Annotated in this window: 20 protein-coding genes; 11 read left to right on the top strand and 9 right to left on the bottom strand. The window is 71.6% G+C overall.

The annotated features are described in order from the left end of the window. Positions 1-144 precede the first annotated feature (144 nt). The 4 genes from Q7A36_RS03420 to Q7A36_RS03405 all read left to right on the top strand — a co-directional run bounded on the left by Q7A36_RS03420 (position 145) and on the right by Q7A36_RS03405 (position 4076). Entirely contained in the window at positions 145-1533 is a 1389-nt protein-coding gene (locus Q7A36_RS03420) for a glycosyltransferase family 4 protein (RefSeq protein WP_305102246.1), read from the top strand. A gap of 66 nt (positions 1534-1599) precedes the next feature. Next, a complete protein-coding gene (locus Q7A36_RS03415; RefSeq protein ID WP_305102245.1) occupies positions 1600-2235 on the top strand; it encodes a DUF4214 domain-containing protein in 636 nt (211 codons plus the stop codon). Then, the gene (locus Q7A36_RS03410) at positions 2232-3428 is read left to right on the top strand and encodes a glycosyltransferase family 4 protein (RefSeq protein WP_305102244.1); all 1197 of its coding nucleotides are present in this window, start codon (positions 2232-2234) and stop codon (positions 3426-3428) included. Before Q7A36_RS03415 ends, Q7A36_RS03410 begins: the two co-directional genes overlap by 4 nt. A gap of 255 nt (positions 3429-3683) precedes the next feature. Continuing rightward, the gene (locus Q7A36_RS03405) at positions 3684-4076 is read left to right on the top strand and encodes a response regulator (RefSeq protein WP_305102243.1); all 393 of its coding nucleotides are present in this window, start codon (positions 3684-3686) and stop codon (positions 4074-4076) included. A gap of 24 nt (positions 4077-4100) precedes the next feature. Here the strand turns inward: Q7A36_RS03405 and Q7A36_RS03400 are convergent, their stop codons facing one another. Continuing rightward, positions 4101-5276: an E22 family MetX-like putative esterase gene (locus tag Q7A36_RS03400; RefSeq protein WP_305102242.1), complete on the bottom strand. Its 1176-nt coding sequence runs from the start codon at positions 5274-5276 to the stop codon at positions 4101-4103. A gap of 302 nt (positions 5277-5578) precedes the next feature. Between Q7A36_RS03400 and Q7A36_RS03395 the strand changes: the two genes are divergently transcribed. Beyond that, on the top strand, positions 5579-7699 hold the full coding sequence (locus Q7A36_RS03395) for a sodium-translocating pyrophosphatase (RefSeq protein WP_305102241.1): 2121 nt from the start codon (positions 5579-5581) through the stop codon (positions 7697-7699). A 70-nt stretch (positions 7700-7769) separates the two neighbouring features. On the opposite strand, the gene Q7A36_RS03390 is transcribed toward Q7A36_RS03395, so the two are convergent. From Q7A36_RS03390 to Q7A36_RS03380, 3 genes are read right to left on the bottom strand one after another with little or no spacing between them, the layout of a single operon-like run. Then, entirely contained in the window at positions 7770-9113 is a 1344-nt protein-coding gene (locus Q7A36_RS03390; protein ID WP_305102240.1) for a sensor histidine kinase, read from the bottom strand. A 6-nt stretch (positions 9114-9119) separates the two neighbouring features. Next, positions 9120-9788, bottom strand: coding sequence for a response regulator transcription factor (locus Q7A36_RS03385; protein WP_305102239.1), 669 nt, complete (start codon positions 9786-9788; stop codon positions 9120-9122). Then, positions 9788-10111, bottom strand: coding sequence for a PepSY domain-containing protein (locus Q7A36_RS03380; RefSeq protein ID WP_305102238.1), 324 nt, complete (start codon positions 10109-10111; stop codon positions 9788-9790). The genes Q7A36_RS03385 and Q7A36_RS03380 overlap by 1 nt, the downstream gene beginning before the upstream one ends. A gap of 126 nt (positions 10112-10237) precedes the next feature. Here Q7A36_RS03380 and Q7A36_RS03375 point away from each other — a divergent pair, with 126 nt between their 5' ends. After that, positions 10238-10462, top strand: a complete 225-nt coding sequence (locus Q7A36_RS03375; protein WP_305102237.1) for a hypothetical protein — start codon at positions 10238-10240, stop codon at positions 10460-10462. 159 nt (positions 10463-10621) lie between these two features. On the opposite strand, the gene Q7A36_RS03370 is transcribed toward Q7A36_RS03375, so the two are convergent. The 5 genes from Q7A36_RS03370 to Q7A36_RS03350 form a co-directional block, all read right to left on the bottom strand. Further along, positions 10622-11611, bottom strand: coding sequence for an LLM class flavin-dependent oxidoreductase (locus tag Q7A36_RS03370; RefSeq protein ID WP_305102236.1), 990 nt, complete (start codon positions 11609-11611; stop codon positions 10622-10624). A gap of 93 nt (positions 11612-11704) precedes the next feature. Next, positions 11705-12271, bottom strand: coding sequence for a GNAT family N-acetyltransferase (locus Q7A36_RS03365; RefSeq protein WP_305102235.1), 567 nt, complete (start codon positions 12269-12271; stop codon positions 11705-11707). A gap of 80 nt (positions 12272-12351) precedes the next feature. Continuing rightward, positions 12352-14274, bottom strand: a complete 1923-nt coding sequence (rpoD, locus tag Q7A36_RS03360; protein ID WP_305102234.1) for an RNA polymerase sigma factor RpoD — start codon at positions 14272-14274, stop codon at positions 12352-12354. Positions 14275-14335: 61 nt separating this feature from the next. Further along, positions 14336-16219 carry a DNA primase gene (gene dnaG, locus Q7A36_RS03355; protein WP_305102233.1) on the bottom strand — a complete coding sequence of 628 codons (1884 nt, stop codon included), beginning with the start codon at positions 16217-16219 and terminating at the stop codon, positions 14336-14338. A 159-nt stretch (positions 16220-16378) separates the two neighbouring features. Continuing rightward, entirely contained in the window at positions 16379-16843 is a 465-nt protein-coding gene (locus Q7A36_RS03350; RefSeq protein WP_305102232.1) for a GatB/YqeY domain-containing protein, read from the bottom strand. A 151-nt stretch (positions 16844-16994) separates the two neighbouring features. Between Q7A36_RS03350 and carA the strand changes: the two genes are divergently transcribed. From carA to Q7A36_RS03325, 5 genes are read left to right on the top strand one after another with little or no spacing between them, the layout of a single operon-like run. Further along, positions 16995-18461 (top strand): glutamine-hydrolyzing carbamoyl-phosphate synthase small subunit, encoded by a 1467-nt coding sequence (gene carA / locus Q7A36_RS03345; RefSeq protein ID WP_305102231.1) that lies wholly within the window; start codon positions 16995-16997, stop codon positions 18459-18461. A gap of 5 nt (positions 18462-18466) precedes the next feature. Continuing rightward, positions 18467-19225: an SDR family NAD(P)-dependent oxidoreductase gene (locus tag Q7A36_RS03340; protein ID WP_305102230.1), complete on the top strand. Its 759-nt coding sequence runs from the start codon at positions 18467-18469 to the stop codon at positions 19223-19225. 3 nt (positions 19226-19228) lie between these two features. Then, positions 19229-19864, top strand: coding sequence for a LysE family translocator (locus Q7A36_RS03335; protein ID WP_305102229.1), 636 nt, complete (start codon positions 19229-19231; stop codon positions 19862-19864). After that, positions 19861-20124 carry a hypothetical protein gene (locus Q7A36_RS03330; RefSeq protein WP_305102228.1) on the top strand — a complete coding sequence of 88 codons (264 nt, stop codon included), beginning with the start codon at positions 19861-19863 and terminating at the stop codon, positions 20122-20124. Before Q7A36_RS03335 ends, Q7A36_RS03330 begins: the two co-directional genes overlap by 4 nt. After that, entirely contained in the window at positions 20121-20312 is a 192-nt protein-coding gene (locus Q7A36_RS03325) for a hypothetical protein (RefSeq protein WP_305102227.1), read from the top strand. The genes Q7A36_RS03330 and Q7A36_RS03325 overlap by 4 nt, the downstream gene beginning before the upstream one ends. Position 20313: the final 1 nt, after the last annotated feature.

Below are 20313 nucleotides of genomic sequence, written 5' to 3'. Positions count from 1 at the left end.
CCACATCAGTAACGCGATAAAGCTCTGGTCTTCATCGCCTGACAAGAGATATCCGCGTGCAAAGGATTGCCGAGATGTGAATGACCGGGCCTTCGGCCATCACGTCCCGACGACCCGCCGCAGCCAGAGCCGGGAGACCCGGGCATGAGCCAGCCCTCGCGACTGTTCCTTGATGGTTACAACTTGGCGCTCGACCAGGGGACGGGTGTCGCCACCTATGCCCGCAACCTCAGCTATGCGATGGGCCGGCTCGGCCACCGCGTCGGGGTGCTCTACGGCACGCGTGCGGCGCCCTCGATCAACCCGCTGATCCGCGAGATCGCCTTCTTCGACGACCAGGCCGGCGACCCGCCGACCTGGCTGGTCGCGCTGCGCCGCGCCCGCCGCATGCTGCATTCCATGATGGGCGAGGTGGCGACGCCGGTGCCGATGACCGGCCAGGTCGTCGCCGCCCCCTTCCGCGACCGCCTGCCGCATTACGACGAGATCTGGAACGCCCAGGACCTCTTCCAGCAGGCGCACGTGCACTATTCCTTTGCCCAGCGCCCGCTCAGCGTGCGGCTGCGCGACCGCCCGCACCTGATGCACTGGACCTACCCGCTGCCGCTGCGCATCCCGGGCGCGGCGAACCTCTACACCATGCACGACCTGGTGCCGCTGCGGCTGCCCTACACCACGCTCGACAACAAGCGGCGCTACCTCCGGCTCGCCCGCATGCTGGGCCGCGACGCCGACCACATCGTCACGGTGTCGGAGGCCTCGAAGCGCGACATCGTCTCGCTGCTCGGCATCCCGGAGGAGCGGGTCACCAACACTTACCAGGCCGTCGACATCCCGCGGAAGCTGATCGACATCCCGCCCGAGCAGATGCGGGCCGAGATCGACGGCAGCTTCGGCCTGGCTGCCGGCAAGTACTGGCTGTTCTTCGGCGCCATCGAGCCGAAGAAGAATGTCGGCCGGCTGATCCAGGCCTACCTCGCCAGCGGGGTGGAGGGGCCGCTGGTCATCGTCGGCAAGAAGGCCTGGAAGTCCGAGCAGGAACTCCGCCTGCTGCACGACGACCATGTCCGCTACCTCGCGCAGGAGGGCTCGGTCCTGCGCACCCGGCACCGGGTGATGATGCTGGACTACGTCCCCTTCCGGCTGCTGGTGAACCTGATCCGCGGCGCGCGCGCCGTGCTCTTCCCCTCGCTCTACGAGGGCTTCGGCCTGCCGGCGCTGGAAGCCATGCTGCTCGGGACGCCCGTCATCACCTCCGACACCGCCTCCATGCCGGAGGTCGTGGGCGATGCCGCGCTGAAGGTCGATCCCTACGACATCGCGGCGCTGGTGCAGGCGATCCAGGCCATGGACCGGGACCCGGCGCTGCGGGCGCGGCTGGCGGAGGCCGGGCCGCGCCAGGCCGCGCAGTTCAGCCCGGAGCGCTATGCCGCGCGGCTCGAGGCGCTCTATGCCCGCTTCGGCATCGCGCCGGTCGCGGCCGGAGAGGCCGTGCCCGAGCCCGTCGAGCCGGTGCGGCTGGCCGCCGAATAGCGCCGGCCCTACTGGCGTTCCGCCGCCCGCCAGGCCATGCCTCACGCGACAGTGAGGAACGGGCGCATGGCGCAGGAGAATGCGGTTGGCCGGGTCTGGGAGGCAGCCGACCTGATCGGCGGGGAGGACGAGGATTTCATCGTCAACCTCTACCTGGCGGTGCTCGGCCGCCTGCCGGACCCGGCCGGCTACCGGCACTACCGCGAGAGCATCGCCGGCCGGCCCGAGCGGCGGATCGAGGCGCTGCGCGAGGCCGCGGGCTCGGCGGAGGCGCGCCGCGCCGGCACGCAGGTGCGCTTCGCCCCGGGCCCGTCCGTGCCGCCGAGCCCCGCGCGCGCGGTGCAGGTGAGCCTCGCCGTGTTCCGCGACTGGGTGCTGCGCAAGCTCGCCGGGCATGACGAGGCGATCGGCCTGCTCGGCGGCGCGGGCTTCGGCGCCGACCTGATCGAATCGCGCGACGCCGCCCTGCATTACGAGATGGCCGCGCTGCGCCGCGAGGTGACGGAGCGGCTGGACGCGGCGCTCGGCGGGCCGGTCGCGCCCGAGGCCGCGGTGCGCCGCGACGCCGTGGCCGCAAGCCTCGCCCGGCTGGTGGCGGAGCGGGTGGAGGAGCGGGTCGCGGCGGCACGGGCGGAGATGGACCACCGGCTCCAGGCGCTGGAGACACGCCTGCTCGCCCTTGAGGCCGGGCGGGAGGCGTGAGGCCCGCCCTTCCGGGCCTGGTCGTCTTCACCCCGCTGCCGCCGGCCCGCTCCGGCATCGCCAGCTATGCGGCGGAGCTCCTGCCGGCGCTGGCACGCCACCTGCCCGTCGCCGCCGTCGTCGCCCGCCGTGCCGAGGTGGTGCCGCTGCCGGGCGTCGAGGTCCTGGCGGTGCTCGACTACCGGGCGCGGCGCGACCTGCAGGCCTGGCCGCACCTGCACCAGGTCGGCAACAGCCTCGACCATGCGCATGCCCTGCTCGGCGCCCTGCGCCGGCCCGGGATCGTGACCCTGCACGACCCGGTGCTGCATCACCTGGTGGAGGCGCTGACCCTCGGCCGCGGCAATCCGGCGGGCTACGAGGCGGCGCTCGTCGCCGAGCATGGCGTTGCCGGGCGCCGGGTGGCCCGGCTGCGCCGGCGGGGGCTGTTCGACCCGTCGCTGCGCTGGCTGCTGCCGCTGAACCGCATGCTGCTGGACCGGCAGCGGGGCGTGATCCTGCACAGCCGCTTCGCCGCCGGGCGCGTGCACCGGCCGGGCGGCCCGCCGCTGCGCGTCATCCCGCACCACCTCTCGCCCGAGGTCCCGGCGCTGGACGGGCTGACGCGGCAGGCGGTGCGGCAGCGGCTCGGCCTGCCGGAGCGGGCGCCCATCCTCCTCTCGCTCGGCCATGCGACGCCGGCCAAGCGGATCGACCTGGTGCTGGAGGCGGTGGCGCGGCTGGCCGGCGAATTTCCGGACCTGCTGCATCTCGTCGCCGGCGCGCCCGATCCGGGGCTGGACCTGGACGGGCTCATCGCCCGGTACGGCCTCGGCGGCCGGGTGCGGGTGACGGGCTGGCTGCCGGAGGAAGCCTTCCTGCCCTATGCCCGTGCCGCCGACCTGCTCGTGAACCTCCGGCAGCCGCAGGCGGGCGAGACATCCGGGGCGCTGGTGCGGGCGCTCGGCATGGGCCTGCCGGCGGTGGTGGATGCGACGGGTCCTTCGGCAGAATACCCGGACAGCGTGGTGGCGAAACTCGCCCCGGGACCGGAGCCGGCGGCACGACTCGCCGCCCTCATCGGCGGGATGCTGCGCGACCCGGCGGGACTCGCCGCGCGCGGGGAGGCGGCGCGGGCGCATCTGCGCCGGCATCACGCGCTCGATGCATCGGCCCGGCTCTATCTCGAGGCCATCGACGTCTGGGCCGGATGACGCCGGTGCGGTCCTGAGCCTGGTCCCGGCAGCACCCCGCACCATGCCCGATGACGGAACACCGGGCGGCCCCACCGCGGACGCCATGCTGCCCCGGATTGCCCAGTGAAAAACGGCAGCAGCGGCGTCGCTCCATCAACTATCGCGCACTAGTGAGGCCGCAATTTACACGGACCGGTTTAGTTACCGATCCGTGATCCATGATGCGCACTGCCAGACGGGATCGCGGGCCGGTGGAGGAGAGACGGGATGGGCGTGGACGGCCTGAGGGTCCTTCTGGCGGAGGATGAAGCCCTCGCAGCGGCGGTGATCGGCGAAGCGCTCACCGATATGGGGCATGCCGTCGTGCATGCGGCGGATGGCGAGACAGCACTCGGGCTCGCCGCCGCCCTGCCCTTCGACGTGCTGGTCACCGACCTGGCCATGCCGCGCATGACGGGGCTGGAGCTGATCCCCCGCCTCCGCGCCGACCATCCCGATCTGCCGGTGGTGGTGATGACCGGCTACCTGACGGAGGACGGGGCGCGGATGCTTGCCGCCCCCGCCACCGGCCCGACCGCGCTGCTGCTGAAGCCCTTCGCCGTCACGCAGCTCGTCGATGCGCTCGCCCGGATCGCGCCGCGGGCCGCGGCGGCCGGCACCGCCTGACACGGGCGGTCCCGGCCGCCGCGCTCAGGCGCCGAGGAAGGCGCGGATCCGGTCGGCCAGCGGCGCCATGCCGACCACGCCATTGAGGTGGCCGAGCGGGCCGGTGACCTCGGCCGTGTCCACCTGCTTGCCGGCCTTGCGCAGCACCTCGATGAACTCCCGCGCGCCGTCGAGGACGAAGACCCGGTCGGTCGGCGAGGGAATGACCAGCCAGCGCTTCGCCGCCCCCTCCATGGCCGCGGCGAGACTCGGATAGTCGTTCAGGAAAAGCTGGTTGGCGCGGACCATGTAGAGGAAGGAATTGGCGTCCGAGGTCCGTGCCCGCGCCGCGGCGGCATCGTCCAGCCATTTCTCGATGGCGAAGCGGTCGCCGATCTTCCGCGCGGGGTCCTGGCCCTCCGGCAGCTTGCGGTCGTACTGCTTCGCCCAGAGCCGGTCGCGGGCATGCAGCGTGACGATCTTCCAGGCCTCCGCTAGGCCCTTCAGCGGCGGCTCCCGCCCCTGGCCGTAGTAGTCGCCCTCGCGCCAATTCGGGTCGAGCCTGATCGGGGCTTCCCAGATGTCGAGCCAGCCCTGCATCCAGGCATCGATCTCGGCGGCGATGACCGGCATGGCGCGCTCGACGAAGTCCGGATAGGCCGCCGCCCATTCGATGGTCTGCAGCCCGCCATTGGAAGGGCCGGCGACCAGGGCGAGGCGCTTCACGCCGAGGCTGTCGAGCAGCTTCTTCTGCACCTCGACGAAGTCGCGCATGGCGATGACGGGGAAGGTCATGCCATAGGGCCGGCCGGTATCGGGGTTGATGCTGGCCGGGCCGGTGGTGACGGTGCTGGCATCCGGGACGTTCACGTTGACCAGCGTGTCGGCCGAGACGACGAAGTACTTCTCCGTGTCGATCGCCTTGCCCGGGCCGATGATGGCGTCCCAGTAGCCCGCCGGGCCGCCCGCCGAGAGCCGGCCGAAGGCGTGGCTGTTGCCGCTGAAGAAATGGCAGATCAGGACGGCATTGTCCCCGGCCGCGTTCAGCTTGCCCATGGTCTGGTAGCCGATGCGGGTGTTCGGGATGGTGGCGCCGCCGCGGGTGCGGAATTCCCCGGCCTCGAAGACCTTCTTCTCCACCACCTCCTGCGCCGCGGCCGGCAGGAGGGGCAGGCTCGCCAGGATGGCCACCGCGGCCAGCAGGCCTCGCCGTTGAATCATGCGCCGGATTCTCCCGTCTAGGTGAGCGCGGGGTAGTCCCGGATGATGGCGGCAAGACGGCGTGGCGGACCAGGGGCGGCGAGCCCCGCGCCGGGCGCGTACCGTCGCCGGGCACCGTTGCGCGCGCCTCGAAGCCCCCGTTTACTGTGGGCTGCCTGCGCCGTGCCGAGGCGCGCCGTCCGACCCCTCCCCCGGGTCCGGCCGACCGCCAAGCCTGGCGTGCGGCCTGACCGGGGGTGCGTTCCGGGTCGGCCTCGCATGCGGGCGGGCGACAGACAGAAGAACGGGGGGTTGCTGCCTTGATGACGTTTTCGTTGCTCCTGGTGATCGTGCTGGGGGCGCTGTCCATCGCCTACGGCGTGGTGACCGCCAGGCAGGTGATGGCGCTGGATGCGGGCAGCACCCGCATGCAGGAGATTTCCCAGGCGGTGCAGGAAGGCGCCTCCGCCTATCTGCGGCGGCAATACACGACGATCGGCATCGTCGGCGTGGTGCTCTTCGTGCTGATCGTCCTCACGCTCGGCTTCCCCGTCGCGATCGGCTTCCTGATCGGCGCGGTGCTGTCGGGCGCGGCCGGCTTCATCGGCATGAACGTCTCGGTGCGGGCCAATGTGCGGACGGCGCAGGCCAGCACCCAGTCGCTCGCCGCCGGCCTCGATGTCGCCTTCAAGTCGGGCGCCATCACCGGCCTGCTGGTCGCCGGCCTCGCCCTGCTCGGCGTCGCCGTCTACTTCTTCATCCTGGTCGGGATCGCCGGCCTCGCGCCCAACAGCCGCACCGTGATCGACGCGCTGGTCGCGCTCGGCTTCGGCGCCTCGCTGATCTCCATCTTCGCCCGCCTCGGCGGCGGCATCTTCACCAAGGGCGCCGATGTGGGCGGGGACATGGTCGGCAAGGTCGAGGCCGGCATCCCCGAGGATGACCCCCGCAACCCCGCCACCATCGCCGACAACGTGGGCGACAACGTCGGCGACTGCGCCGGCATGGCGGCCGACCTCTTCGAGACCTATGCGGTGACCATGGTCGCCACCATGGTGCTGGCGGCCATCGCCTTCCCGGCGGACATGCTGCATCTCGGCATGCTCTATCCGCTGGCGATCGGCGCGGTCTGCGTCGTCACCTCCATCGCCGGCACCTATTTCGTGAAGCTGCCGGCCAACAACTCCATCATGGGGGCGATGTACCGCGGCTTCATCGTCACCGGCGTGCTCAGCCTGATCGTCCTGCTGCCGCTGACCTACCTGGTCTTCGGCAGCGGCACGATCACCGCGGGTGGCGCGAGCTTCTCGGCCTTCAGCCTCTTCCTCTGCGGCGTCGTCGGCCTCGCGGTGACCGGCCTGATCATCGTGGTGACGGAGTACTACACCGGCACCGACTACCGGCCGGTCCAGGCCATCGCCGAAAGCTCGGTCACCGGCCACGGCACCAACGTCATCCGCGGCCTCGCCGTCTCGATGGAGAGCACCGCGGTCCCGGCGCTGATCATCATCGCCGGCGTGCTCTGCAGCTACAACCTGGCGGGCCTCTACGGCATCGCCATCGCCGTCACGACCATGCTGGCGCTGGCCGGCGTCGTCGTGGCGCTCGATGCCTTCGGCCCGGTCACCGACAATGCCGGCGGCATCGCCGAGATGGCCGGCCTGCCAAAGGAGATCCGGGTGACCACCGACGCGCTGGACGCGGTGGGCAACACGACGAAGGCGGTCACCAAGGGCTATGCGATCGGCTCGGCGGGCCTCGGCGCGCTGGTGCTCTTCGCCGCCTATACCCAGGACCTGACCTATTTCGCGGCGAATGCGACGACCTTCCCCTACTTCCAGGGCGTCGGCACGCTGACCTTCAGCCTCTCCTCGCCCTATGTCGTCATGGGCCTGCTCTTCGGCGGCGCCCTGCCCTTCCTCTTCGGCGGCATGGCGATGACTGCGGTGGGCCGCGCAGCGATGAGCGTGGTTGAGGAGGTGCGCAAGCAGTTCCGCGAGAAGCCCGGCATCATGGAGGGCCGCGACCGCCCCGACTACGGGCGCGCGGTGGACATCCTGACCAAGGCGGCGATCCGGGAGATGATCATCCCCTCGCTGCTGCCGGTGCTCTCGCCGCTGGTGGTCTATTTCGGCGTCGCCGCCATCGCCGGGAAGGCCGCGGGCTTCGAGGCGCTGGGCGCCATGCTGATCGGCGTCATCGTCACCGGCTTCTTCGTCGCGGTCAGCATGACCACCGGCGGCGGCGCCTGGGACAATGCCAAGAAGTACATCGAGGAAGGCCACCATGGCGGCAAGGGATCGGAGGCCCACAAGGCGGCGGTCACCGGCGACACGGTGGGCGACCCCTACAAGGACACCGCCGGCCCGGCGGTGAACCCGATGATCAAGATCACCAACATCGTCGCGTTGCTGCTGCTGGCCATGCTGGCGCATGGCGGCTGAGCCGCACGGCATGGGCTGAACCGGGGCCGGCGGAGCGATCCGCCGGCCCTTTTTCGTGGCTGCGCCGGTGTCAGCGGGCCGGCAGCAGTAGCCGCGCCAGCAGCCCACCCTCCGGCGCCTCGCCGAGCGCGAGGCTGCCACCATGGAGTCCCGCGAGGTCGCGGACGATGGCGAGGCCGAGGCCGCTGCCCGGCGCCGCCTCGTCGAGCCGCGCGCCGCGTGCCAGCACCCGCTCCCGCTCCTCCGGCGTCAGGCCGGGACCGTCATCGGCGATGGAGACCGCCACGCCCTCTGGCCCGCGCCGCACCTCCAGCCGCACCCGCTCCTGCGCCCAGTTGCAGGCATTCTCCAGCAGGTTGCCGAGCATCTCCGCGAGGTCCTGGTGGTCCACCCGCACCCGCGCCGCGGCATCCCCGGCAACCGTGATCTCCAGCCCCCGCGCGGCGAAGAGCCGCCGCAGGGCGCGCGCCAGTTCCTCCCCGACCGCGAGCGGCGCCGACTCGGCCGCCGCCGCGCCGGCCAGCGCCGAGGCCCGGGCGCGCGCGAGATGGTGCTGCACCAGCCGCTCCATGGCGGCGCCCTGCGCCCGCGCCGTGGCCAGGTCCGGCTGCGGCGTCTCCAGCGCGGTCCGCTGCACCGCGATCGGCGTCTTCAGCGCATGCGCGAGGTTGCCGACATGCGCCCGCGCCCGCTCCACCGTCGCCCGGTTCTGCGCCACCAGCGCGTCGATCTCCTCGAGCAGCGGCGCGAGTTCCGAGGGGGCGGAGCCGGCCACGAGCCTCTCCCGCGTCCCGGCGCGCACCTCGGCCAGCGCCTGCCGCGCCTGGCGCAGCGGCGCCAGCCCCCAGACCACCTGCCCCGCGACGCCGCCCACCAGCCCGAGGCCGAGCAGGGCGAAGGTGCCGCCGACCAGCAGCCGCAGCCGCCGGATGTCGCGGTCGAGCGCGTCCCGCGCCACGCCCACCTGCACCAGCAGCGGCTGCGCGCCGTCCTCCGGCACGACCGCGCGCTGGGCGAGGCGCAGCGTCGCCTCGCGCGGGCCGGGGATGTCGGTGATGACCGGTCCCGATCCGGCCGCGACATCGAAGGGCGGCAGCCGCGCATCCCAGAGCGAGCGCGAGGTGGCGCTGCCCGCCCCGGGCACGGCGATCTGCCAGTAGTAGCCGGAGAGCGGCTGGGCGAAATTGGGCGCCGACAAGGCCCGCACCGTGCCGACGCCCGGCTTGCCCTCCGGCGTCAGCGTCGCGGCGCCGGCCACCGCATCCAGCAGGTTGAGCAGCCTGCCGTCGAAGGTCCGCAGCAATTGCTCCGAAGTCAGGCTGAGGACGAGCCAGCCCGCCAGCGTCAGGCCGAGCGCCACCCAGGCCGCAGTCAGCAGCGCGAGGCGGAGCGTGAGGGAGCGCGGCAGCGCCAAGCCGACTCACCCCCCGTCCGCGGCGGCCAGCCGGTAGCCCTGGCCGCGCAGCGTCTCGATCAGCGCGGGGTCGAGCTTGCGGCGGAGACGGCCGATCACGACCTCCAGCGTATTGCTGTCGCGGTCGAAATCCTGGGCATAGAGATGCTCGGTGAGCTCGGTCTTGGAGACGACCTGCCCGGCGCGGTGGGCGAGATAGGCGAGCAGACGGAATTCGAGGCCCGTGAGCCGCACCGGCGCCCCGTGCAGGGAGACGGTGCCCGCCGCCGGGTCGATCCGCAGCCCGCCCAGCGCGATCTCCGCCTGCGCCCTTCCGTGCGCGCGCCGGACCAGGGCGCGCAGCCGGGCCAGCAGCTCCTCCATGGCGAAGGGCTTGCCGAGATAATCGTCTGCCCCGGCATCCAGCCCGGCCACCTTCTCCGTCCAGGAATCGCGCGCGGTCAGCACCAGCACCGGCATGGCCCGCCCGGCCGCCCGCCAGCGGCGCAGCACCGTCAGCCCGTCCAGCCGCGGCAGGCCGAGATCGAGGATGACGGCGTCATAGGGCTCGGTCTCCCCGAGGAAGAGCGCCTCCTCCCCGTCCGGCGCGACATCCACCGCGAAATGCGCCGCGGCCAGCGCGGCGCGAAGCTGCGCGGCCAGCGCCTCGCTGTCCTCGACCACCAGGACGCGCATCAGCGCCGCTCCTGCACCGGGCCCTTGGTGCGCAGGACGGCGCCGGTCGCAGCATCCAGGTCCACCCGGTACATGTGCCCCGAGGGCGGCAGCAGCTTGAAGCTGTAGGTCCAGCGGCCGTCGTTGTCATCGTCGTCGTCGAGGTCGGTCTCGACCACCTGGCCGATGAAGCGCCTCTCCACCTCGGCGAGGAGCTGGGCGAGCGGGCGGATGCGCCCGGCCTCGACCGCGCGCCGGGCGCGCTCATGGTCGTCATCGGCCACGGCAGGGCCGGCGGGCAGCAGGGCCAGGGCGGCCAGGGCAGCGAGAAGGCGGCGTCGCATGGATTGCCCGTAACGGGTGGCGGCTGAACCGCGGCTGAACGGCCGGCTCAGCGCCGGTTCAGGCAGGGGCTGCGATGGTCCGGCATCGGCGCGGGGCGGAAGGGCCCCGGCGCACAGGAGGTTCCGATGACTGAGATCGATGCGAGCCTGTCCCTCCTCGGCCTGGTGCTGCTGGCCTGCGGCAGCCTGCCCGCCATCATCGCCCTGCGGGCGGAGAAGCGGCGGGCGGAGGTGGTCGGCGGATGGTCGGGACCGTTCCATGAGGCTCGACGGGAGATGGACGAGGCGGTGTTCGAACGCGTCCGGACCCTTCGGGTGCCGCCAGCGCGCCTGCCGGCGGCCACGCCATGACATCGATGCCGCTGGCGGGCGGCGGCGAGAGGTGAGCCCGGCGAAGAGGACCCGGCCGGCCGCCTGGCGGTCCTGGATGGCCTGCCCTCCCCCGGATGCGCCGCGGCCGCCCGCTGCCCGCCCGGCTCCCGGCAGGCCGGTGCCCACGTCCCGGCCCGGTCAGCCGAAGATGCGACCCAGCCGCTCGATGCTGCCCAGCACCCGCTCCTGCGGCAGGCCCGGCCATTGCAGGCGCATGATGAAGTGGTCCACGCCCAGCGCCTCGCGGTAGCGCGCGATCTCCTCCTTCACCGAGACCTCGTCGCCGATGATGAAGCGGTCGCGCACGAACTGCTCGAAGGGCATGCCGAACATCTCGGCGTCGGTGCTGCCGCGGCCGAGACCCCAGGAGGCATAGGCCGCGTATTTGTAGTGCAGCGCCGCCCGGCATTCCTCGAAGGCCGTGGCGTGGGAGGTGCCGACATAGCATTCCCGCGCGATCGGGAATTCCCGCGGCGTCCGGCCGGCCTCGGCCAGCGCGGCGCGATAGACCTGCATCTGCGGCACCACCACATCGAGCGCCGAGGAATTGACGATCAGCCAGGCATCACCCAGGCGCGCGGCGCGCCGGATCGCGGCCTCGACCTGCGCCGCGACATAGATCGGCGGCCCGCCCGGCGTGACCGGACGGCAGGAGAGGGAGGCCTCCTCCACAGTGTAGAAGCGGCCCCTGTGGGTGACCTTCTCCTCGGTCCAGAGGCGGCGCAGCAGCCCGATCTGCTCGGCGAAGCGCGGCGCGCGCTCCTGGACCGGGACGCCGAAGGCGGTGAACTCGGTCTCCCGGTAGCCGAGGCCGGCGCCGAGCACGTAGCGGCCGCCGGAGAGCAGGTCCATGGTCGCCGCCTCCTCGGCCACCAGCACCGGGTTCAGCAGCGGCAGGATGCGGATATTGGGGCCGATGGTCATCCCCTCCGCCTCTCGCAGCAACCAGGCCATCAGCAGCATGGGCTGCGGCATCTGCACCGGCCCGATGAGGTAGTGGTCGGGGAACCAGAGCGAGGCGAAGCCTGATTGCCGCGCCAGCCGCACCTGCTCGACAAGCTCCGGCATGCGGGCGCGGAGGTCGTCGCCCTCGGGGAACTGGGTGTTCAGGAACAGGCCGACCTTCATGGCGCGCTTCCCCCGTCTCGGCTGGCGTCAGCCTAGCGTCCGACCGGCCGGGTTGTCTGCCCGGCACCCGTCCGACGGCGTCCGGCGCGGGCGTCAGCGGTAGCGCAGCCGCTCCGGGATCGGCAAGCCGAGCCGCGCCGGCACCTGCCAGATCTCCCGCACCGTCCGCAGCCGGCCGAAGCCGACCGCGTGGTAGTTGGGCAGCGCCCGCCTATGGTCGGCGGTGCAGGTATTCACCGTCAGGGCGCGCGGCTGCTCGGCCCAGGCGGTATCCACCGCATGGCGCAGGAAGGCGCGGCCCATCCCCTGCCCGATGGCATGCGGCATGAGCCCGAAATAGGCCAGGTTGATGGAGGGCCGGTTGCGCCGGTCGAGCTCGTAGAAGCCGGCCGGCTCGCCGTCGCGGTAGAGGACATGGATGGTGACGCCCCGGTCCGCGAGGATCGCCGCCAGTTCCGCATCCGGCAGGGTGCGCCGCAGCCACCAGACATAGTCGTGGCCGACGGTGTGGTAGAGGTAGCGGTAGAAGCCGGTGGTGCAGCGCACCGCCCGGACCACGCCGGCATCCGGCGGCAGCGCGGGCGCCGCCGCCTCCGGCGGGCGGTCCATGCGGAGGAAGGTCACGTCCACCGCGACCGGGATGATCGTCTCCGACGCCATGCTCACCGCCACGCGCGGACCCCTTGGACTTTCCCGCCATGTTCCTCGCATGGCGGGCGTCATGTGGCCAGACGCCGGGCCTAGTTGTCCAGGAAGCTGCGGAGCTTCCGGCTGCGGCTCGGGTGCTTCAGCTTGCGCAGCGCCTTGGCCTCGATCTGGCGGATGCGCTCGCGCGTCACGTTGAACTGCTGCCCGACCTCCTCCAACGTGTGGTCGGTGTTCATGCCGATGCCGAAGCGCATGCGCAGCACCCGCTCCTCGCGCGGCGTGAGCGAGGAGAGCACCCGCGTCGTCGCCTCCCGCAGGTTGGACTGGATGGCGGCGTCGAGCGGGATGATCGCCGCCTTGTCCTCGATGAAGTCGCCGAGATGGCTGTCCTCCTCGTCGCCGATCGGCGTCTCGAGGCTGATCGGCTCCTTGGCGATCTTCAGGACCTTGCGGACCTTCTCGAGCGGCATGCCGAGCTTCTCCGCCAGTTCCTCCGGCGTCGGCTCGCGGCCGATCTCGTGCAGCATCTGGCGCGAGGTCCGGACCAGCTTGTTGATCGTCTCGATCATATGGACCGGGATGCGGATGGTCCGCGCCTGGTCGGCGATGGACCGCGTGATCGCCTGCCGGATCCACCAGGTCGCATAGGTGCTGAACTTGTAGCCGCGGCGGTACTCGAACTTGTCCACCGCCTTCATCAGGCCGATATTGCCTTCCTGGATCAGGTCCAGGAATTGCAGGCCGCGGTTGGTGTATTTCTTGGCGATGGAGATGACGAGGCGGAGGTTGGCCTCGATCATCTCCTTCTTCGCCTGGGTCATGTCGCGCTCGCCGCGGCTGACCGTGGCATAGACCCGGCGGAACTCGCCGATCGGCAGGTTGGTGTCGTTGGCGACGATGGCCATCTGGCCCCGCACCGACTCCACGTCATCCTTCGAGCGGAGAATGAAGGTCTGCCAAGCCTTGCCCTTCAGCTTCGACAGCCGCTCGAACCAGGCGGGATCGAGCTCGGCGCCGCGCCAGTGCTGCAGGAACTCCTCGCGCTTGACCTTGCTGGCCTCGGCCATGCGCAGGACCTGGCCTTCCAGCGCGGTCAGCTTGCGGTTCAGGCCCTTGAGCTGCTCGACCAGCTCCTCGATCCGGTTGTTGTGGAGCTGGACCTTCTCCACCAGCGCCACCAGCTCGGCGCGGGCCTTCTCGTAGGTCTTCTCCGACTTGCCCTGCAGGTCCTCGCCGGCGGTATAGGCCTCCATGCGCTTGTGCTGCAGCTTCTGCAACTTGGCATAGGCTGCCTCGATCGCCTCGAAGGCGGCCAGCGCCTCGGGCTTCAGCTTCTCCTCGAGGGCGGAGAGGGAGAGGCCGAGGCCCTCGCCCTCCTCGCCTTCCTCGAACTCCTCGGGCTGCTCGGTCGGGCCGCCATCGGGCGTGTCGGCGGCATTGGTCGCCTCGAGGTCGATGATGTCGCGAAGCAGCATGCGGCCTTCCTTGACGGCCTCATGCCAGGCGACGATCGCCTTGAAGGTGAGCGGGCTCTCGCAGAGCCCGCCGATCATCATGTCCCGCCCCGCCTCGATCCGCTTGGCGATGGCGATCTCGCCCTCGCGGGAGAGCAGTTCGACGCTGCCCATCTCCCGCAGGTACATCCGGACGGGGTCGTCGGTGCGGCCGAGGCTTTCCTCGTCGACGTTGCCGCTGCCCTCCTCGTCCTCCTCCTTCTCCTTCTCCTCGCCATTGGCCTTGGCGACGGGCTGGGCCTCGCCCTCCTCGCTCTCCTCGGCCTCGACGACGCTGATGCCGATCTCGGAGAAATTGGCGAGGGTATCCTCGATCAGTTCGGACGAGACCTGATCCTGCGGCAGCGCGGCATTGACCTCGTCATAGGTGACATAGCCCCGCTCCTTGCCGCGGGTGATGAGCTTCTTGACCGCGGCCGTCATAGTGTCGAGCAACACGCCCTCCACCACCTCATCGCGGGTCTCGACAGTCTCGGTACCGCCCGTGACCTTGCTCGCCATACCGTCCGCTCCATCGACGCGCCGCGCGCCCCGCCCCACAGGGCGCGCGATCGAGGTCCCTCTACCCTATGGTATCTGCACGCGATGCCTTGGGACCCGGGACGGGCCCCTCGTCCAGCGCGGGGTCGAACTCGCCGCTCCGGAAAGCATCGAGCACGCCCTTCAGCCGGATCACCTGCCGCTGCGCATCCGGGTCGAATGTCTCGGCAAGACGCCGTTCAGCCCTGGCCAGATCGTCCAGCAGTTCCGCCTCGCCTCGCAGCAGGCCGAAGAAATACCACCAGCCGTCCAGTGCCTCCTTCGGCTGGGCCGCGGGATGCGCCGCGGCGCAGAGCCCAGTGGCCCGGGTGGCCCAGTTGACAGCATTCCCCATCCCGCATTGGGCGAGGTGGCCTGTCAAGGCTGCCGAGTCAAGCGTTTCCGCCGCCGCCAGCCAGTCCAGCATGGCAGTCCGGAGTGCCCGGCAATCGCCCTCCGGCAGGTCGAGCGTCATCAGGGACTCCTCCACCTCCGGCAGCAGCAGCGGATGGCGGAGCAGGATCGCGAGAAGGTTACGGGCGCGCTCAAGCTGGATGCCCGGCAGGTCGATGGGAGCCCTTGGCGGATTGGGGATGCCCATGGGCCGCTCCCCCCGGCCGGGCCAGGGGCGGCGACGGGGGCCGGCGGGGGCGAAGGGCCGCCGGGTTTCCGCGAAGAGGCGGTCCAGCAGGGTGCGGCGATAGTCGCCCGACAGCACCTTGTCGGGGATCCGCCGCGCCGCCTCCTCCAGCAGGTTGCGCAGCACCGTCCGCTGCTCCGGCGTCTGCCGGGGCCGGCCGGCCGTCAGCAGGTCGTAGAGCGCCGCCGAGAGGGGCTTCGCCGCGTCCAGCACCGGCTGGAAGGCGCGCGGCCCGCCCTTGCGGAGGAGCGTGTCGGGGTCCTCGCCGCCCGTCAGCGTCGCCAGCTTCAGGCTGCGCTCAGGGCTCAGCAGCGGCAGGGCGAGGTCCGCCGCGCGGGCCGCGGCGCGGGCGCCGGCGGCATCGCCATCGAAGCACAGCACCGGCTCCGGGCTGAGTTGCCAGATCAGCTCGAGCTGCTCCGCCGTCAGCGCCGTCCCGAGCGGCGCCACCGCCCCGCTGAAGCCGGCCTGGTGCAGGGCGATGACGTCCATATAGCCCTCGACAACCAGCAGCGCGGCCCCGCGGAAGGCCCCTTCCCGCGCCAGGTCGAGCCCGTAGAGCCCCTGCCGCTTGTGGAAGAGCTCGGTTTCCGGACCGTTGACGTATTTCGGCTGCCCGTCACCCAGGATGCGACCGCCGAAGGAGATGGTCCGGCCGCGGCGGTCGCGGATCGGGAACATGACGCGGCCGAAGAACATGTCGGAGAGCCCGGCCTCCGGCCGGTCCGGGTCGCGCGGCTTCATCAGGCCGGCGGCGACGAGTTGCGGCGGCTCGATCCCCTCGGCTTTCAGCTCGGCCGCCAGCGCCCCGCGCCCCTCGCCGGACCAGCCGAGGCCGAAGCGGGCGATGGTCTCGTCGGAGAGGCCGCGCTTGCGGAGATAGTCGAGCGCCGCCCGCCCCTCCGGCAGGAAGAGGCGGCGACGATAGGCCGCCTCGGCCGCGGCCAGCACGCCATGCAGGTCGCGCGCCCGCTTCTCCCGCGCCGCAACCTGGGGGGTGGGCTTCGGCACCTCCATCCCGGCCTCGGCGGCGAGTCGCTCCACCGCCTCGGGGAAGGAGGCGCCCTCCGCCCGCATGAGGAAGGTGAGGGCGTCGCCATGGGCGCCGCAGCCGAAGCAGTGGAAATGGTCGTCGTAGACGTAGAAGCTCGGCGTCTTCTCGTTGTGGAAGGGGCAGCAGCCTTTCCATTGCCGGCCGTTGCGGGCCAGGCGCGTCTTGCGGCCGATCAGCCCATGCAGCGGGGTGCGGGCGCGGAGTTCGTCGAGGAAGGCGGGCGGGAGGGCCATGGGCCTCTATTATGCGGGTTGCCCGGGGGGAAGGGAGGGAACTCCCTTCCCCCCGTACCCCCACATCCCTCCTTTTTCTCCGAGTCCGCTGTTTCAGCGTCCAGACTCACAGAAAAAGGTGGGGTGGGTGCGGGAGGGGAGTTCCCTCCCCTCCCGCCCTTACCCGCCGAGCGCCGCCTTCACCAGCGGCCCCGCCTTGCCGAGATCCATGCTCGCGGCGTGCTTCGCCCGCAGCACGGCCATGACCTTGCCCATCTCCTTGATGCCGGTGGCACCGGATTCGGCGATCGCGGCCTGGATGGCGGCCCGGGTCGCGGCCTCGTCCATCTGCTGCGGCAGGAAGGCTTCGATGACGGCGATCTCCGCCTCCTCCTTCGCGGCCAGTTCCTCCCGCCCGCCCTGGCGGTAGAGGTCCACCGATTCGCGGCGGGACTTCGCCATGCCGCGCAGCATGGCGACGATCTGCTCGTCGGGCACCTTGTCCACGCCGGAGGGGCGGGCGGCGATGTCGGTGTCCTTCAGCTTGGCCAGGATCATCCGCATCGTGGAGGTCTTCGCGGTGTCCCTGCCGAGCATCGCGGCCTTCAGCGCCTCGGTGAAGCGGGTGCGGAGGTCCTCGGCCATGGCGGCAGTCCTTCTGTATTCCGATGGGCCGCGGCCTTTAGCATGCCGGGCCACGGGATGGGGAAGCGCTGCGCCGGACGCCTGGGAAGAGATTTCCCAGTCGCCGGATTGAGCATTGAACTGGGAACTGGTTTCCCATAGATCTCCGGGCATGCGGACGGTCGAAGATATCATCGCCCTGCTCGGTGGCCCGGATGCCGCGGCGCAGCGTTGCGGCATCGGGACCGAGGCGGTGCGCAAATGGCGCCAGGCGCGCGCCATCCCGCCCCGGCACTGGCCCTCCATCCTGGCCGCCACCGGCCTGTCCCTGTCCGACCTTCCCGGCGCGCCCCATACCACCCCCTTTGGCGCCCCCGAGTCCCGCGCGGAGACCCCCATGCCCCAGACCGAGACCGCCCCCGACGCCGTCCCCTCGGGCATGCAGGAGACCCGCGTGCCCGAGGGCGCGACCGCCTGCCTCGTCCTCGGCGACGGCAGCGTCTTCTGGGGCCGCGGCTTCGGCGCCCATACCCCGGCCGGCAAGGCCCCGGTGGCGGAGGTCTGCTTCAACACCGGCATGACGGGCTACCAGGAGACCCTGACCGACCCCTCCTATGCCGGGCAGATCATCACCTTCACCTTCCCGCATATCGGCAATGTCGGCACCAATGCCGAGGACCTGGAGGCGGCGACGCCGGTCGCCCGCGGCCTCGTCGTCAAGCAGGACGTGACGGAGCCGGCCAACTGGCGCTCCACCCGCCACCTCGACCTCTGGCTGAAGAGCCATGACGTGCCGGGCATCGCCGGCCTCGACACCCGCGCGCTGACCGTGCGCATCCGCGACGGCGGGCCGCCGAACGGCGTGATCTGCTTTCCCGCCGATGGCCGCTTCGACCTGGCCGCGCTGCGCGCCCAGGCGGCGGCCTGGCCGGGGCTGGAGGGGATGGACCTCGCCAAGGAAGTCTCGTGCCGCCAGCCCTATCACTGGGACGAGACGGAATGGGCCTGGACTCCTGAGCTTTACCGCTCCCCGGCGGGGGGCTTCGGCCGGCAGGCGGCGCCGAAGCACAAAGTGGTCGCGGTGGATTACGGCGCCAAGCGCAACATCCTGCGCTGCCTCGCCGCCGCCGGCCTCGACGTCACGGTGGTGCCGGCGACCGCGACCGCCGAGGAGATCCTGCGACACGATCCCGACGGCGTCTTCCTCTCGAACGGCCCCGGCGACCCGGCGGCGACCGGCGAATATGCCGTGCCGGCGATCCGCGAGGTGCTGGAGAAGCGCGTGCCGGTCTTCGGCATCTGCCTCGGCCACCAGTTGCTCGGCCTCGCCCTCGGCGGGAAGACCTACAAGCTCGACCGCGGCCACCGCGGCGCCAACCAACCCGTCAAGGACCTGACCACGGGGAAGGTCGAGATCACCAGCCAGAATCACGGCTTCGCGGTGGACGAGCGCAGCCTGCCCTCCAACGTGCGCGTGACGCATGTCTCACTCTTCGACGGCTCGAACGAAGGGCTGGCCGCGACCGACCGTCCGGCCTTCTCGGTGCAGTACCATCCGGAAGCCTCGCCGGGCCCGACGGACAGCCACTACCTGTTCCACCGCTTCGTGGACCTGATCGAGAAGACCAAGGGGGGATGACCGGGATGTTCGACCTGAAGGGCCGCGTCGGCCTCGTCACCGGCGGCAATGGCGGCATCGGCCTCGGCCTCGCCCGCGGGCTGGCGAAGGCCGGCGCCGCCGTCATGGTGGCCGGCCGCAAGCAGGACAAGAACGAGGCCGCGGTTGCCGAACTCCGCGCGCTCGGCGCCGAGGCCGACAGCGTGGTGGCGGACGTGACCGAGGAGGCCAGCGTCAACGCCATAGTGGCGGCAACCGTGGCGCGCTTCGGGCGGCTCGACATCCTGGTCAACAATGCCGGGATCAACATCCGCAACCGGCCGGAGGTCTATGACCTCGCCGACTGGCACCAGGTGATCGCGACCAACCTGACCAGCGCCATGCTGGCCAGCAAGGCGGCGCATCCGCACCTGAAGGCGGGCGGCGCCGGGCGTGTCATCAACAACGGCTCCATGCTCTCCATCTTCGGCCTGCCCTTCCACGCCGCCTATGGCGCGTCGAAGGGCGGCGTGGTGCAGATGACGAAGTCCATGGCGGTCGCCTGGGGCCCCGACGGCATCACGGTGAACTGCCTGCTGCCCGGCTGGATCGACACGGACCTGACGCGCAAGGCGCGGGCCGACATGCCGACGCTGAACGCCAATGTCCTGGCGCGCACGCCGAAGGGCCGCTGGGGCGACCCGAAGGATTTCGAGGGCATCGCCGCCTTCCTCGCCAGCGACGCGGCCGCCTTCGTCACCGGCGTCGCCATCCCGGTGGATGGCGGGTTCTCGGTCAACGGCTGAGCCGTGCCCTCCCCCGAGACCCTCCTCGTCTTCGCCGCCCTCTCGCTCGGCCTCGCCCTGACCCCGGGGCCGAACATGCTCTATCTCGTCTCGCGCTCCCTCGCGCAGGGGACCGGGGCGGGGATGGTCTCGCTCCTCGGCTGCCAGGCGGGCTCGCTCGCCATCATGCTCTGCGCCGCCGCCGGCATCACCGCGGCGCTGCTCGCCATCCCCTATGCCTGGGACGTGCTGCGCCTCGGCGGCGCGGCCTATCTGCTGTTCCTGGCCTGGCAGAGCGTGCGGCCGGGCGGCCAGCCGCTCTTCGCCCCGCGGCCGATGCCGAAGGAGCCCGCATCGCGCCTCTTCGTCGTCGGCGCCGCCACGGCGGCGCTGAACCCGAAGGTCGCGCTCTTCTACATGGCCGTGCTGCCGCCCTTCATCGACCCCGCGCGCGGCGACGTCTTCCTGCAGGGCGCGGTGCTCGGCGCCGTGCAGATCGCCGTCTGCACCCTGTTCGACGCGCTGCTGGTCTGGGGCTCCGCCGCGACGGCCCGCTTCCTCGGCGAGCGGCCGGAATGGCTCGCCGTGCAGCGCTGGGTGCTCGGCGCGGCGCTCGGCCTGCTCGCGCTCAAGCTGGCGACGCAGGGGCGCGCGGCATGACGATCGCCCTCGTCGCCCTGCTGGCGCTCTCCTGGACCGGGCTGTCGCTCGCCGTGCTCGCCATGGCCTTCAAGCGCATCTCCCCGCCGCGCCAGGCCGCCTGGCGCGCCTGGGGCATCAGCATCGTCTTCAACGGCATCAGCGCCTGGTACGCCGCGCCGGGCGAACCGCTGCCGACGACGATCCTCGTGCTGCTCTGCCACGTCCTGCTGCTGCCGCCCCTGCTGCTGGCGGCACGCTGGGAGGAGCGGCGGCCGTGACCCGCGCCCTCCTCCTCGCAGTGCTGGCCCTGCTCGCGGCCTGCGCCACCGACCCGACGCCGGAGCAGATCCGCGCGCAATGCGAGGCGGAGCGCACCCGCCGCGGCATCTCCCGCCTGCTGCCGCCCGAGGGCCGCACGCGGCCCGAATGCCTGGCCCCCGGCCAATCCCCATCACGCCAGTTCTAGC

The organism is Paracraurococcus lichenis (assembly GCF_030657435.1).
In the GTDB taxonomy this organism is placed as follows: domain Bacteria; phylum Pseudomonadota; class Alphaproteobacteria; order Acetobacterales; family Acetobacteraceae; genus Paracraurococcus; species Paracraurococcus lichenis.
Note: the sequence above shows the minus strand (reverse complement) of the source record. Positions and strands in the feature narration are given on the sequence as shown.

Bases quoted from the DNA above. Each gene is read 5' to 3' on its own strand.
- Q7A36_RS03420 (WP_305102246.1), top strand. From the start codon at position 145: ATGAGCCAGCCCTCGCGACTGTTCCTTGATGGTTACAACTTGGCGCTC.
- Q7A36_RS03415 (WP_305102245.1), top strand. From the start codon at position 1,600: ATGGCGCAGGAGAATGCGGTTGGCCGGGTCTGGGAGGCAGCCGACCTG.
- Q7A36_RS03400 (WP_305102242.1), bottom strand. From the start codon at position 5,276: ATGATTCAACGGCGAGGCCTGCTGGCCGCGGTGGCCATCCTGGCGAGC.
- Q7A36_RS03395 (WP_305102241.1), top strand. From the start codon at position 5,579: ATGACGTTTTCGTTGCTCCTGGTGATCGTGCTGGGGGCGCTGTCCATC.
- Q7A36_RS03385 (WP_305102239.1), bottom strand. From the start codon at position 9,788: ATGCGCGTCCTGGTGGTCGAGGACAGCGAGGCGCTGGCCGCGCAGCTT.
- Q7A36_RS03380 (WP_305102238.1), bottom strand. From the start codon at position 10,111: ATGCGACGCCGCCTTCTCGCTGCCCTGGCCGCCCTGGCCCTGCTGCCC.
- Q7A36_RS03375 (WP_305102237.1), top strand. From the start codon at position 10,238: ATGACTGAGATCGATGCGAGCCTGTCCCTCCTCGGCCTGGTGCTGCTG.
- Q7A36_RS03370 (WP_305102236.1), bottom strand. From the start codon at position 11,611: ATGAAGGTCGGCCTGTTCCTGAACACCCAGTTCCCCGAGGGCGACGAC.
- Q7A36_RS03365 (WP_305102235.1), bottom strand. From the start codon at position 12,271: ATGGCGTCGGAGACGATCATCCCGGTCGCGGTGGACGTGACCTTCCTC.
- rpoD (WP_305102234.1), bottom strand. From the start codon at position 14,274: ATGGCGAGCAAGGTCACGGGCGGTACCGAGACTGTCGAGACCCGCGAT.
- dnaG (WP_305102233.1), bottom strand. From the start codon at position 16,219: ATGGCCCTCCCGCCCGCCTTCCTCGACGAACTCCGCGCCCGCACCCCG.
- Q7A36_RS03350 (WP_305102232.1), bottom strand. From the start codon at position 16,843: ATGGCCGAGGACCTCCGCACCCGCTTCACCGAGGCGCTGAAGGCCGCG.
- carA (WP_305102231.1), top strand. From the start codon at position 16,995: ATGCGGACGGTCGAAGATATCATCGCCCTGCTCGGTGGCCCGGATGCC.
- Q7A36_RS03340 (WP_305102230.1), top strand. From the start codon at position 18,467: ATGTTCGACCTGAAGGGCCGCGTCGGCCTCGTCACCGGCGGCAATGGC.
- Q7A36_RS03330 (WP_305102228.1), top strand. From the start codon at position 19,861: ATGACGATCGCCCTCGTCGCCCTGCTGGCGCTCTCCTGGACCGGGCTG.